General features: G+C 62.8%; 15 protein-coding genes. 5 read left to right on the top strand and 10 right to left on the bottom strand.

Annotation, left to right across the window (positions count from 1 at the left end):
• Positions 1–16 precede the first annotated feature (16 nt).
• The 3 genes from ACEN9T_RS11730 to ACEN9T_RS11720 are packed head-to-tail and all read left to right on the top strand — an operon-like array spanning position 17 to position 1,692.
• Entirely contained in the window at positions 17–412 is a 396-nt protein-coding gene (locus ACEN9T_RS11730; RefSeq protein WP_027680594.1) for a VOC family protein, read from the top strand.
• Between the two features lie 60 nt (positions 413–472).
• Entirely contained in the window at positions 473–952 is a 480-nt protein-coding gene (locus ACEN9T_RS11725; RefSeq protein WP_413707786.1) for a cupin domain-containing protein, read from the top strand.
• Between the two features lie 41 nt (positions 953–993).
• Complete coding sequence (locus ACEN9T_RS11720) at positions 994–1,692, top strand: helix-turn-helix transcriptional regulator (protein ID WP_413707785.1); 699 nt, start codon at positions 994–996, stop codon at positions 1,690–1,692.
• 11 nt (positions 1,693–1,703) lie between these two features.
• Here ACEN9T_RS11720 and ACEN9T_RS11715 read toward each other — a convergent pair whose 3' ends face one another.
• From ACEN9T_RS11715 to ACEN9T_RS11675, 9 genes are all read right to left on the bottom strand, one after another.
• Positions 1,704–2,201, bottom strand: coding sequence for a glutathione peroxidase (locus ACEN9T_RS11715; RefSeq protein ID WP_092972479.1), 498 nt, complete (start codon positions 2,199–2,201; stop codon positions 1,704–1,706).
• A 95-nt stretch (positions 2,202–2,296) separates the two neighbouring features.
• Positions 2,297–5,521 (bottom strand): pilus assembly protein, encoded by a 3,225-nt coding sequence (locus tag ACEN9T_RS11710; RefSeq protein ID WP_413707784.1) that lies wholly within the window; start codon positions 5,519–5,521, stop codon positions 2,297–2,299.
• A gap of 29 nt (positions 5,522–5,550) precedes the next feature.
• Positions 5,551–6,120: a PilX N-terminal domain-containing pilus assembly protein gene (locus ACEN9T_RS11705; RefSeq protein ID WP_092972477.1), complete on the bottom strand. Its 570-nt coding sequence runs from the start codon at positions 6,118–6,120 to the stop codon at positions 5,551–5,553.
• A gap of 2 nt (positions 6,121–6,122) precedes the next feature.
• Positions 6,123–7,160 carry a PilW family protein gene (locus ACEN9T_RS11700; RefSeq protein ID WP_092972476.1) on the bottom strand — a complete coding sequence of 346 codons (1,038 nt, stop codon included), beginning with the start codon at positions 7,158–7,160 and terminating at the stop codon, positions 6,123–6,125.
• Complete coding sequence (gene pilV, locus ACEN9T_RS11695) at positions 7,157–7,759, bottom strand: type IV pilus modification protein PilV (RefSeq protein WP_413707783.1); 603 nt, start codon at positions 7,757–7,759, stop codon at positions 7,157–7,159. Before pilV ends, ACEN9T_RS11700 begins: the two co-directional genes overlap by 4 nt.
• Positions 7,756–8,229 carry a GspH/FimT family pseudopilin gene (locus ACEN9T_RS11690; protein ID WP_045202622.1) on the bottom strand — a complete coding sequence of 158 codons (474 nt, stop codon included), beginning with the start codon at positions 8,227–8,229 and terminating at the stop codon, positions 7,756–7,758. Before ACEN9T_RS11690 ends, pilV begins: the two co-directional genes overlap by 4 nt.
• Before the next feature lie 8 nt (positions 8,230–8,237).
• The gene (locus ACEN9T_RS11685; protein WP_413707782.1) at positions 8,238–8,675 is read right to left on the bottom strand and encodes a type IV pilin protein; all 438 of its coding nucleotides are present in this window, start codon (positions 8,673–8,675) and stop codon (positions 8,238–8,240) included.
• Between the two features lie 197 nt (positions 8,676–8,872).
• Positions 8,873–10,012 (bottom strand): PilT/PilU family type 4a pilus ATPase, encoded by a 1,140-nt coding sequence (locus tag ACEN9T_RS11680; RefSeq protein WP_092972473.1) that lies wholly within the window; start codon positions 10,010–10,012, stop codon positions 8,873–8,875.
• A gap of 67 nt (positions 10,013–10,079) precedes the next feature.
• Positions 10,080–11,123, bottom strand: coding sequence for a type IV pilus twitching motility protein PilT (locus ACEN9T_RS11675; protein WP_009241469.1), 1,044 nt, complete (start codon positions 11,121–11,123; stop codon positions 10,080–10,082).
• A 122-nt stretch (positions 11,124–11,245) separates the two neighbouring features.
• Here ACEN9T_RS11675 and ACEN9T_RS11670 point away from each other — a divergent pair, with 122 nt between their 5' ends.
• Entirely contained in the window at positions 11,246–11,962 is a 717-nt protein-coding gene (locus tag ACEN9T_RS11670; RefSeq protein ID WP_413707781.1) for a YggS family pyridoxal phosphate-dependent enzyme, read from the top strand.
• A 30-nt stretch (positions 11,963–11,992) separates the two neighbouring features.
• The gene (proC, locus tag ACEN9T_RS11665) at positions 11,993–12,817 is read left to right on the top strand and encodes a pyrroline-5-carboxylate reductase (protein ID WP_413707780.1); all 825 of its coding nucleotides are present in this window, start codon (positions 11,993–11,995) and stop codon (positions 12,815–12,817) included.
• Positions 12,818–12,871: 54 nt separating this feature from the next.
• Here proC and ubiA read toward each other — a convergent pair whose 3' ends face one another.
• Positions 12,872–13,747, bottom strand: a complete 876-nt coding sequence (gene ubiA / locus ACEN9T_RS11660) for a 4-hydroxybenzoate octaprenyltransferase (protein WP_413707779.1) — start codon at positions 13,745–13,747, stop codon at positions 12,872–12,874.

Genomic DNA, 13,747 nt, shown 5'->3' with positions numbered 1-13,747 from the left:
CAACCGGAGCGACAACATGGCAAGCGTCATCAACTGGTTTGAAATCCCCGCCAACGATTTCCCGCGTGCGGTGAAGTTTTACGAGAACGTCTTCGACACGCAGCTCAAGCAGGAAGACATGGGCGACCTGACCATGGGCGTGTTTCCGGCGGGTGAGACGACCATCCACGGTGCGCTGGTCAAGGGCGAAGGCTTTGCGCCGTCCGACAAGGGCAGCGTGGTCTACCTGAACGCACCCAATCTGGATGCGGTGCTGGAACGCGTGAACGGCAGTGGCGGCCAATGCGTATTCGGCCCGATGACGCTGCCCGACCATATGGGCCGCATCGCCCACATCGTCGACACCGAAGGCAACCGCGTCGGCCTACATGAGCCGGATGCCAAGACGCAGGCGTACCTGCTACAGCAGTAACGCCCCCAGGGCCGGTGCGCGGGCGCCGGCCTTTACTACGAGACAGAGAAGAAGAACACCATGCCGAGTCAATCCCCGTATCTCATGCGTGCCGCGGATATCACCGCGCGCACGCAGTCGTTTTCGCACCCCTGGAACAGCCTGTCGGAAATCCACGGCACCATGATGGGCCGGCTGCTCGGGCTCAAGCGCACCGGCGTGAATTTCGCGCGCGTGCCGCCGGGCAAGGAATCATTCGTCTATCACTCGCACCAGCGCGAAGAGGAATGGATCTACATCCTCTCGGGCGAAGCGCAAGCTGAAATCGCCGACAGCATGTTCACCGTGCGCCCCGGCGATTTCATGGCGTTCCCCACGGGCATCGCGCACCACCTGCGCAACTGCGGCAAGGAAGACCTCGTCTATCTGTGCGGCGGCGAACATCTCAACATCGAGATTGCCGACTTCCCGCGACTGGGCAAGCGCATGCTGCGCCGTGGCGAACAGGTCGATGTGGTGGACATCCACCCGCAACGTGAGCTGACGCCCTTCGGCGCGTAGGGGATATGGCGCGCGTTGCACCCGGGCCGAAGGCCACTACAATGCCGCGCATGACCCGCCGCGCCGACCGCCTGTTCCAGATTGCCCAGATCCTGCGAGGCCGCCGTTTGACCACGGCGGCCATGCTAGCCGAGCGCCTCGGCGTGTCCGAGCGCACGGTGTATCGCGACATCCGCGATCTGTCCGTCTCAGGCGTGCCGATCGAAGGCGAAGCCGGTATCGGCTACCGCATGCGCGCAGGCTTCGACCTCGCACCGCTCATGTTCACCGCCGATGAAGTTGAAGCCCTGGTGGCCGGCGCGCGGATGATCAAGGCATGGGGCGGCGGCACCATGGCCGACTCGGTGGAAGCGGCACTGGAAAAACTGATGGGCGCCCTGCCCGCGGAGCGCCGCAACGAAGCCGAGACCACGCGCATCTTTGCGCCCGGCTACGGCATGGGCAACGAGGTCAAGCAGGTATTCGACACGCTGCATGCGGCGCTTGGGCGCCACGCCGTCGCGCGACTCTCCTACCGGGATGCGCAAGGTCAGTTGACCGAGCGCTGCATCCAGCCGCTCGGCCTGTTCTTCTGGGGACAAGTCTGGCTGGTGGCCGCCTGGTGCGAGCACCGTCAGGACTACCGCACCTTCCGCCTCGACCGCTGCGTCAAGGTCGACATTCTGGAGCGCCACTTTGCCGAATCCGCCGAGCGCTCGCTGGCGGATTTCATGCGCAAGGTGCGAGGCTCGTCGGATTAACGACCGCAACGTCAGGCGGGATCGGGCTCCGCCAGCAGCCGTTCAATATCGTCGGCGATCTCTTCCGGCTTGGTCATGGGCGCGTAGCGCTTGTAGACCGTGCCGTCGCGGCGCAGCAGAAACTTGGTGAAGTTCCATTTGACCGCTTCGATGCCGAGCACGCCGGGCTTTTCCGAGGTCAGCCACTTGTAGAGCGGATGCGCGTTCGAGCCATTCACGTCGATCTTGCCGAACATCGGGAACGAGACGCCGTAGTTTTTCTCGCAGAACGCGCCGATTTCGTCTTCGCCGCCCGGCTCCTGCTTGCCGAACTGGTTGCACGGAAAGCCGAGCACCTCGAGGCCTTTCTCATGCAGCCGCTTGTACACCGCTTCCAGCCCAGCGTATTGCGGCGTGAATCCGCACTTGCTCGCCGTGTTCACGATCAGCAGGACCTTGCCTTTGTACTGCGACAGCGGCACGCGCTGGCCGGTCAACGAATCGGCCTCGAATGCGTAGACATCACTCATGGCTACTCTCCGGATGGTTGCGGGAACGGGGTGCTCCGGCATCTGTCCGGAATTGTAACGGCCCGCGCTGGGCGGGCCGTTTGGGGCGATTCGGATCAGTGCTTGTCGGTTTCAGAGAACCAGAAGGTGCGCTTGCGTTTGCCGAGGCCCTTAGGTGTCACTTGGACGGGGGCCAGCGCGGAGCCGCCTCCACCGGTGCCCGTCTGATTGCCGCAGCCGAAGCACACCGGCACTGGCGTCGTACCGCCGTTGCCGTTGTTCACCAGCACCACGCCATAGACCGACGAGGGCGGGAAGCCGCCGCCATCCAGCACCACCGAACGATTCGGGTTCTGGCCGGTGCCCGTCAGGAAGCTGACCGAATACGTGCGGGCGATGCCCAAGTTCGGGTAGCACGCACCGGCAGACGGAACCGCCGGGGTGTTGGTTCCGAACGTGGTGTAGCCAGCCACCGTAAGGGGGGCGTTCACGACCTTCTCGCCCGGATTCGGCAGCGTGATGTAGAAGCCCGAGCCTGTCCCGCTGTACGCCGTCGAAGTGGAATCAACGAGGTTGGCTTCCGTCAACGGCACCCATCCCGCCGGCACGGGGCCGAGATTCGGGTCCTTCAGCATGTAAAAGCGGTTGACCACGTTGTAAGCGGTGCCCGGTGTTGTAGAAGCCGAATAGAGCGGGTGCTCGCGGTCGCCAGTGCCTGCCAAGACGGCGTTGAACGCCGCAGTGGGGACCACATCGGCCGCATAGAAGAACTTGCGCGCGTTATTGGTGTTGGCCGCGCCGCCCAGTGACGCGAACTGCGTCAGCGCCCAGTTGGCGGGCGTATTGCCGGACGCACTCTGGAAATCCACACGCCAAATGTTGCCGCCCAGATCGCCCACGTAGGCCATCTGGATGTAGCCGCTGCCTGTGCGATCGACCGTAGTGACATCCGAGGCAATCGAGCGGGTCAGGCTGGTGTTCTTCACACACACGCCGGCCACACCGGTGCAGTTCGCCAAAGCGCTCCACACCGGCACGCCGCTGTAGGCATCAAGCACGATGATGCCGCGCCCCATGGTGTCGGTGCCGGGCGCGGGGTCGCTATCTTCGGAAGACGCATCGTAGCCGGCGCCCATGATCAGCACAGGGTTGGCGTAACCGGCCACACGCATCAGACGCGGCTTGGACCACGTCTGGCCAAGTTCGGGAATGTCACTGTTACTGCGCGACCAGAGATAGCGCGGATTGAGCGGGTCCGACACGTCCAACGCATAGATCAAGCTGCCGCCACGTCGCGCGGTCAGATAGATGATGGTGCGCGGACTCGTCGCGTTGCGTTGGTCCTGCATGACGGTGGTGCTGCCATCGAAGAAGTCGTCGCGCGGCGTTGGCGTCGGCGTGATGCCATTCGGCGTGGTGGACAATTTCACCTCCGGCGAATTGGCATAAAGCCGGCTCAGCTTGCCAATAAACTCCGGTGGGATGAAACCCCAGAGCTCGCCGCCAGGGCGCACGCCGTTGATACCACTCGACTGGTTGCCATTGATCGCATGGAAGACACCATCGTTGGCACCGTAAAACACCACGATGCCGGTGGTACCGCCGTAGTTGATAACCACCGGCCGGGAGTGCAACACGTCACCATGGATCGACGGACGGATCGTCACCGGCGAGCCCGGGCCGGTTTCGGCCTCTTGTCCAGCGACTGCGGAATTATCCAGCGCGTAGACATCGCGCCCGCGTACCCAGTTGATGAAGTTGGTCTGTTCACTCGACGTGATGGTGGGCGCGCCGTTCGTACTGTTGTAGGAATTGATGGCGTTCAGCCCCGAATTGCCCGCCAGCCATGTGTTGGCCGTATCGAATGTCGGCATGGCCGTGCTGGTCGGGCAGGTGCCTGCACCATTGCAAGTCAGTAGCGTTCGGCCAGTCTGGCTCGTGAGAAACTGGACTCGCAGCATTTCGCCGGCCCCTCCCTTCTCTACGACTTCGCCGTCTGGGGAGTCGAACGCCCATCCCTTGCTGGAAGGGCTGTTTTGCCAGAAGCCCTTGCTCGGCCAGTTGGCCAGGCTGCTGCCATAGCCACTTGAGCCGAACGACAGCGGCGGATCGGCCGTCCAGAAGCTGATCGCGTTGGGCGACATGAAACCCGTGCCTGCGTTGCTAAGCGCCGCGTTGCCAACGGAATCCAGCAGTTGCAGGCTGCCGTTGGCGTCGAAGCCCACCTGATACTGCTTGAGATTGCCCATCCAGCGCGGAGCCGCCGTCGCGTCAGGGCGGAACATGCCGATATACACCTGATTCAGGAACTGGCCCTGCGCGTTGACGGCCGCCGGCAAGCTGACCGACGCGAACACGCTATTGACCGCCTGGATTTCATTGAAGATCGACAGCAGTGCATCCTGCAGGCCCGCCACATCGCCAAGCTGCACGGTGTAGGCTTTGCCGCCACCGTTGGTAGCCATGCTGTTGTCGAAGTTGACGTAGTCCTGATTCTTGCCGTCCGTCACCGTGATGGCATAGGTGATGACGTTCTGCGGGTTGGCAGTGTTGGCCGTTCCTTGCAGGTCGCTCTGGTACATGTAGCGTGCCCACTCATCACCCCAGTTAGACGCGTACTTGCTGTTGATGGCGATTTGCGTCGTCTGTGCAGCCGTGGGCGTGGGCACCGCCGCCTGAAGCGCCGCCAGCATCTGCGTGTCACTTTCAGCCGGGTGACCGCTGTTGGTGGCGTTGCCAATGTAGATGACGAAATTGCGCTGGCAGGGGTTCGTGATGGGCGACGTGTACTTCGTGCCTGACAACCCCGTCACACCGGTGTTCTTGTAGCCGGCATAGAACGACCAGGCCTCTTGCATTGCGCCGGAGGTCTGGACGTTATTGCCGTTCAGATCGCCGGGAAACTGGTTTTGCAGGTACGACAGCAGGCTGTTCACGCCCGTGCTGTCCATCAACTGCAGTGTCTGCGATGACTTCGGGTTCGCCGTCGGAAACCTGAACAGGCCGCCCGGACTTTTCGGGTCAAACATCATCAGACCAAGATTGACGTTGCCCAGCAGCGAAGGATTGTTGGCAATCGACTGTGCGGCACCGTACAGAGCACACTGCTCGGCTCCCGAGCTTTTGCTCGGGTTGGCCACCGTCAACCCCGTCGCAGAACACGTGAACGACGCATTGGCGTCAGAGTTGGCGCCATCGTCAAAGATGATCACCACATTGGGCTTGCCGGCGTTCTGCTGCAGCCCCGTATACAAATCGATGTCTTCAGCACTTGCGGGTTGAGCGCCTGACAGCGCAAGTGCCGTGGCGGCAAACGCAAATCGTTGAGCAAATGAGCGCATATGAGTTCTTCCTGGCTTTGCGCGTTGGCTTACGGACACGCCGCGCCGGTCAGCACGCGAACCGCAACGCCCTGATGCAGCGTGGTGTTCACGGCTGTGCCGTTCACATCGTTGACGGTGGCGGCGACATCCCACTGCGTCGCACTGCAATTCGACATGCCACCCGGTGTACCGGCGGCAGTCAGGATGCCGGTGTCGGAGTTGTTGTTCACGCCGCTGAAGCAAGAGGAGTCGGCGGCAAAGTTGGGGCTGGTCGTATCGGTGGTCAATTGCGTGTTGGCGATCGCCTTGGTTGCCACGCAAGCGGGCGCGGCAACCTGCGCGGTGTAATCCGTCTTGCCATCGCCGTTCACGTCCACCGGCACGCTGGTGGCGACCGGGTTGGAGGTGAAATCCACACTGATGACTTGCTCAATGCCCTGCTGCGCGGCGCTGCGCGCTTCCAGGCCGTATTGCTGGTTGGCGGCGATCTTGGTGTTGATCACGCCCGAGTTCATCATCATCACGACGATGCCCATGAAGATCGCCAGGAAGATCAGCGTGACAACAAGGGTCACGCCCGACTGACGTGCCGATTGGCGAACCGATAAGCGCCGCATGGCTACTCCCGAGGGCCGGCCACATTGGCGACGCGCGCGAGTTCCGCATAGACGTGTCGCTTGTAGCCATCGTTGAAAGGGGCGGTGAGCGTGCCGCGGCCCATGTCGTAAGACCGCGTGTCCGTCCAGCCCGGCGACACGCCCAGCGTGCGCGCGAGCACGTTGATGCGCACGGCCGTCACGTTGCTCCAGTTGGTCGCGGCGGATGCGAGCCAGTTGTAGCCGCTCACGGTGGTACAGGCGGCGCTGTTATCGATGCCTGGATTGGCCACGTAGCAATCGGGCGAACCGTTGCCGTCCATATCGACGCCATAGACGAAATGCACGTCGTCGATGCCTTGGGCGATCGAGTTGGGCGGTTGCATTGCACCGCTGGAAAACTCGACCATCTTGAGCGTGGGAATACTGTCGCCACCCGTGCCGCAGCGGTCGCACGTGGCGAGGTAGAACGCTCGCACGCTGACTTGGCGAAGGTCTGCCAGCTTGCCGCAGGTCTTGTCCTTGAGCGTGAAGTCCGTTGCGGTGGCGCTAAACACAAAGGGCGCGGTGTCCGTACTGCAGAACGAATCCTGCAGATACGCTTGCCCTGCTGCTACGGCGCTCGCGGAGGTGACGGTGCTCGACACGCGCCGCACCACCAGGATTTCGGAGTTGGGCGACAGGTTGGGCAGGCATGGCGCCGCGTTCGCACCGGGCACGTAACCGTAGATGGCCACCGGCACCGTCGCAGGGCTGTTGGTAAAGCCAAGTGCGTTGGTGGCGCTTGCGCACACATCGGGCGTTGCCACCGCTGAGGTTCCCAGCAGATTCAGATCGCCAAGGAAGCCTCCGAGCCCGACTTCCTGGCTGATGATGTCGAGCGCGTAGCGGCCGCTCTCGATCTGCGTGGCGCTGTTGCCCAGTTGCACGCGCGATTGCGAGGTGGACGCATACAGGCTCGCCAGAGCGGTCAGCAACAGCAGCCCCAGCGCCATGCCGACCATCAGTTCGACCAGCGACATCCCGCGCTGCAGACGGCGCAACGTGCGGTTCGGCGTCATGACAGCACCCCCATGCGCACCTGCACGCTGATGGCGCGCCGATAGGCATCGTTACCGTAATTGCCGCTGCCGCTGCCGCAAGGCAGCGCCGGCGCCACGGTCTGCACCAAGCCTTGCCATGCGACGGTCACGCGATAGACCTGGTTGACCGTGTCGACAGCCTCGATACAGCCGCGCGCCCCGATCATGGCGCCCAAGGCCACGGTGCCGCTGGCGGCGGTCTCCGTATTGCCGAGCAGCGCATTGTTCCAAGCGGCGAGATCGGTGGTGACGGTGGCTTGCTGTGCGGCCGTGCCGGTCGTGCAACTGGGTGCCGAGACACCGCCCGTGCCGACGGTGGTCATCGCACCGGCCACGGCGTAGCACGAGGCCACCTGGCGGTTCGCGTTGAGCCGCGCGGCCATGTCCTGCAACAGCGTCAGGGCCTGCACGCGCTGGTAAGACTCCATCTCGGACTGGTTCGAGCGGACCATCATGCCGGCCGCGCCCAGCAGCGCGACCAGCAGGATCACGACCGAAATCAGGATTTCGATCAGAGTCGACCCGCGCTGCGCGGCCTTGCGCGGCCTGCGATGGTGAAAGCGTGCGGCGGCGCTCATGAGCACGTCCCCGACACCACGGCGACGCGGCCGGTGCCGCCCACCTGTACGCAGCTCGAGGAGACCGATTGCGACGCGCTCGTCGGCGTGACCTGGAACGTAACGCCGCCTGCAGTCGGTCGGCCATCGTTGCCGAACGACAGCGTGTTGCCGTTGCTCGCCGCGATGGTCACGCCGCTGTACGGGCCGAATGTGCGGATCACCGTGGCAGGCGTGCCCGCCATCAGCGTCCATCCGGCCGCCCAAGTGCTGCTGGTCGATACGGTGACGATGGTGTTCTGCTTGACAGCCTCCGCACGCGCCAACGACACGGCAGACGACAGGTCGAACGATGCATTGCGTGTGGCCTGGGTCGCGATCATGCCCGAGAACGAGGGCACCGCAATCGTGACGAGGATGGCGAGCACGGCCAGCGTGACCATCAGCTCGGTCAGCGTGAAACCTTGAATGGGCTTGCGCAGGATATTCATGGCTCGCCTCACTTCCAGCAGTTCGAGGCGCCCGTGGACGCCGTCTTGGCACCGGTGTTCGTCAGCGTCAGCGTGCCGCACGCGCTGTCGTTCACCTGCTGCGAGCCTTGGGGAGTCGCCGCCAGTTGGTAAGACGGCGGCACGCTGCTGGCGCTCAACGTGAAGGTGTAGTTGGGCGAAACGTTGGCCGGCACGTTGCTGGCGTATTGCAACGCGGTCAGATTCGGCGCATAGGCACGGTTGTCGAGCAGGAAGCGCTCCTGCGCGGCCGCAACTTCCTGCATGAAGGATTCCGCCGCTGCCCGATTGGAGCGGACGATGTACTGGACGTAGCTGGGATAAGCAATGATCGCCAGGATGCCGACAATGGCCACTGTGATCATGAGCTCAATCAGCGTAAAACCCCGCGCCGCCCGCGCGCGCTGATACCTCGGCTTGCTTGCCACGTTTTTACCCACCCGGATTTGCTGTTGCTTTTATCGTTTTGATGCGCGCCCGCCGATGACTTGGCAGGCCCGCTCACCGCTTAAACGGCAATTCTCAGCAAATATTAAGGAAAGATCATGACGACCGGGCGGTCTTCCGAGTGACGCAAACGTTATGCGCCGCAAATTACCTCAAATGGTGTAGCGCTTTCGACACATCACACGACGTTGAGATGCTCGGTGCCAGCAGACAGATCCGTCTGCCCGCCACGCTTGCTGTGCAGCTTGATCTGCAAGCGCAGATCGTTGAGGGAGTCCGCATTGCGCAACGCGTCCTCGTAAGTGATCTTGTTTTCCTCGTACAGCTCGAACAACGCCTGATCGAACGAGATCATCCCTTGCTCGCGGGATTTCTTCATGACCTCCTTCAGCTCGTGCACCTCGCCCTTGAAGATGAGGTCTTGCACCAGCGGGGTGGCCAGCATGATTTCGACGGCCGGCACGCGCCCTTTTCTGCCCTGACGTGGCAGCAGGCGCTGCGCGATCATCGCGCGCAGGTTCAGCGACAGGTCGATCAGCAACTGCTGACGCTTCTCTTCCGGGAAGAAGTTGATGATCCGGTCGATCGCTTGGTTTGAGCTGTTGGCGTGCAGCGTGGCGAGGCACAAGTGGCCGGTTTCCGCGTACTGGATGGCGTATTCCATCGTGTCGCGATCCCGGATTTCGCCGATCAGGATCACATCCGGCGCCTGGCGCAGCGTGTTCTTCAGCGCCACGTGCCACGACTCGGTATCCACGCCCACTTCACGCTGCGTCACCACGCAGTTCTGGTGGGTGTGCACGTATTCCACCGGATCTTCGATGGTGATGATGTGGCCATACGAATTCGCGTTGCGATAGCCCACCATCGCCGCCAGCGAGGTCGACTTGCCCGAGCCCGTGGCACCCACCACGATCACCAGCCCGCGCTTGCTCATCACGATCTCGTTCAGGATCGGCGGCAAATCCAGCTCGCCCAGCGTCGGGATCTTCGTGTTGATGGTCCGCAGCACCATGCCGGCGCGGCCCTGCTGCATGAACGCCGACACACGGAAACGCCCCGCACCCGGCGCCGTGATGGCGAAGTTGCATTCCGAGCTGTCTTCGTACTCGCGCAGCTGCTTCTCGTTCATGATCGACTTGACCAGACCGACGGCCTGCACGGCATTCAGCGGCTGCTGCGAAATCGGCGTGACCTTGCCGTCCACCTTGATCGCGGGCGGAAATTCCGACGTGATGAACAAGTCCGAGCCACGGCTGTTCACCATCAACTGCAAGAGTTCGTGGATGTATTTGGTGGCGGCTTCGCGGTCAAGCATGGCGTGCCCCTCCTGAAGAAAATTGGAAAGCGCGCTTGACGTATCAGTCAGCGCATCAGTTCACGTATCAATTCGCGAACGCGTCCGGGTTCTTGGCGATGGCGCGCGCGTCTGCGTAGTTGATCGCCGAGCGCTTGATCAGCTCCGACAGACATTGGTCGAGCGTCTGCATGCCCATGCCGCTGCTCGTCTGCATCATCGAGTACATCTGCGAGATCTTGTTCTCGCGGATCAAGTGACGGATGGCCGGCGTGGCAATCATGATTTCATGCGCCGCAATCCGGCCCGACCCGTCGCGCGTCTTGAGCAGCGTCTGCGAGATCACCGCCTCCAGCGATTCGGAAAGCATGGTCCGGACCATCTCTTTTTCGTCCGACGGAAACACGTCGACGACCCGGTCGATGGTCTTGGCAGCCGAGCTGGTGTGCAGCGTGCCGAACACCAAGTGGCCCGTTTCTGCGGCCGTGAGCGCCAGGCGAATGGTCTCAAGATCACGCAATTCGCCCACCAGCACCACGTCCGGGTCTTCACGCAGCGCCGACTTCAGCGCATTGGCGAACGAGTGTGTATGCGGACCAAGCTCGCGCTGGTTGATCAGGCTCTTCTTCGATTCATGCACGAATTCGATCGGGTCCTCCACCGTGAGGATGTGGCCCATGTCGTTTTCGTTGCGGTGGTTGACCATCGCGGCAAGCGTCGTCGACTTGCCCGAGCCAGTCGGGCCCGTGACGAGCACCAGGCCGCGCGGCTTCATCGCCAAGTCCGCAAACACGGCAGGCGCCTTCAGGTCGTCCAGCGAGAGCACCTTCGACGGAATCGTCCGGAATACGGCCGAAGCGCCGCGGTTCTGGTTGAACGCGTTGACCCGGAAACGCGAGAGGCCGGGGATCTCAAACGAGAAGTCGACTTCCAGGTTTTCTTCGTAGACCTTGCGCTGCCCGTCGCTCATGATGTCGTACACCATGGAGTGCACATCTTGGTGCGTGAGCGGTGGCACGTTGATCCGGCGCATGTCGCCGTGGATCCGGATCATCGGCGGCAGTCCGGCCGACAGGTGCAAGTCCGACGCCTTGTTCTTGGCGGAAAACGCCAGAAGCTGCGCGATGTCCATCTTATAATGACCCCCGACTTTTTTATGTCGCCCGGGCGTCGCAATGGCGCCTCCAGACGCGCTCCGAGCCGTTGTTTTGACGTGCCGGAACCTTGTTTATTTGTAACAAACGTCGCCGGATTATGTCTGTAATCGCCGCCAACTTGCAAGCCGTGCGTCAACGGATCACAACGGCCTGCACACTGGCTTCGCGCGATGCTGCGGGTGTCACATTGCTGGCCGTTTCCAAGACGTTCGACGCCGATGCCGTGCGCGCCGCACATGCCGCTGGGCAACGCCTCTTCGGCGAAAACTATGTGCAGGAAGGCATCGCCAAGATCGACGCGCTGGCCGACCTGCGTGCGGGCCCGGACCCGATCCGCTGGCACTTCATCGGCCCCCTGCAGAGCAACAAGACGCGCGCCGTGGCCGAACAATTCGACTGGGTGCACAGCGTTGACCGCCTCAAAATTGCCGAGCGCCTCTCGGCCCAGCGCCCCGACACCTTGCCGCCGCTGCAAGTCTGTCTTGAGATCAACATCAGCCGCCAGGCCAGCAAACATGGTCTGATGCCAGATTTCGATGAAGTGCTTGCCGTGGCACAAGCCGTCTCGGCGCTGCCCCGTCTGCAATTGCGCGGCTTGATGGCCGTGCCTGAGCCGAGCGATGACCCTGCCGCGCAGCGCAAGCCGTTTGCTGATCTGCGTGCGCTGGCAGGTCGGCTGGGCGAGGCCGGCATCCCGCTCGATACGCTGTCAATGGGCATGTCCGCCGACCTGGAAGACGCCATTGCCGAAGGCGCCACCATTGTGCGTGTCGGCAGCGCCATCTTCGGGGCGCGGCAGTATGCCAACGCCTGAATTCCTGTTTTCTCTCACACCACCACTCTCATGCTCGACACTCTGAAACTCGGCTTCATCGGCGGCGGCAACATGGCGGCGGCCCTCATCGGCGGCCTGATTGCCAAGGGCGCGCACGGCGCCAACATCGTGGTGGTGGATCCGACCGAGCCTGCCCGCAGCCGCGCCGAACAGGCCTGGGGCGCCCACACCGCTGCCGCCCCGGGCGCAGAACTGGCCGACCGCGACGTGATCGTCCTGGCCGTCAAGCCGCAGCAGATGCGTGAGGTCTGCGCGCAACTCGCCCCGCATCTGGGCAACAGCCTGGTGCTGTCGGTGGCGGCGGGCATCCGGATTCAGGATCTGTCACGCTGGCTGAATGGCCACGCTCGTGTGGTTCGGGCGATGCCGAATACACCAGCGCTCTCCGGTCTGGGTATGACGGGCCTGGCCGCCAACGCGGGCTTGTCCGACGCCGACCGCGCGACCGCCAGCGCCATCGCCAATGCTGTCGGCAAGAGCGTCTGGGTGCCCGCCGAGGCCCAGATTGATGCAGTGACGGCCATCTCGGGCAGCGGCCCGGCGTACGTGTTCTATTTCATCGAGGCGATGCAGCAGGCGGCGCAGGAGCTGGGGCTGTCGGCGGAGGATGGGCGCACGTTGGCGGTGGAAACGTTTGTTGGCGCGGCCACGCTGGCAGGCCAATCGTCTGAGCCGGTTGAGGTGCTGCGCGAGCGCGTGACGTCCAAGGGTGGGACGACCTATGCGGCGCTCACTTCCATGGAGGGGGCGAGTATCAAGGCTGCCTTTGTACGCGCGATGCATGCTGCGGCGGCACGCGGTAAGGAGATGGGGGAGGAATTCGGGCGGGATTGAACCTATCGGTCCATCCCCGACTGAGTATGAAGCGCGGGATGGACCAACAACGCCCTAGCGCAGCAAATACGCCCCCACCACGCCAGCAAACAAACAAGCCCCCAGCCAATTGTTATGCCGGAAAACAAAAAAGCACTTCATCCGATCCCGCGTCTGCAGCATCGGGTAATACCAAAGCGACAACGCCACGGCAGCGGCAAACCCGATCCAATACGCCACGCCTAGCGCCATCACGTGGCCGGCCCAGGCCATGATTCCAAAGAACCCCACGTAGCACAGCATGATCGCCGTCACGTCATAACGTCCAAAGGTAATGGCCGACGTTTTGATGCCGATGAGCAGATCGTCATCGCGATCGACCATGGCATACGCAGTGTCGTAGGCAATCGCCCAGAACACATTGCCGGCAAGCATCAGCCACGCCAGCACCGGCACCTGATCCTGCACTGCCGCGTACGCCATCGGAATCCCAAACCCGAACGCAATACCGAGGTACGCCTGCGGAATTGCGAAAAACCGCTTGAAGAACGGATACGTGCCGGCAACCACGATGGCGGCGACCGACATCCACTTCGTCAGCGCATTGAGCGGCAGGATCAGTGCGAAGGCGATGAGCGACAGCACCGCCGCAACCGCCAGCGCTTCCCATGGGGCGATCAGGCCGGCGGTAATCGGCCGCTCCTTGGTGCGTTTGACGTGTTTGTCAAAGTCGCGATCTGCCCAGTCGTTGACGGCGCAGCCAGCCGAGCGCATCAGGAATGTGCCGACCGTGAAAATCACCACCAGCGACACCGGCGGATGGCCATCAGCGGCCATCCATAGCGCCCACAGCGTCGGCCACAGCAGCAGCAGCGTGCCGATCGGTTTGTCCATGCGCATCAGGCGCGCATAGAGCACGAGGCGGCTGGGTTGGGCAGCGGACGATTGCAT

The sequence above is a fragment of the Ralstonia sp. Ralssp110 genome, assembly GCF_047325135.1.
GTDB lineage: Bacteria > Pseudomonadota > Gammaproteobacteria > Burkholderiales > Burkholderiaceae > Ralstonia > Ralstonia mojiangensis.
This window is presented reverse-complemented; position numbering and strand designations above follow the sequence as displayed.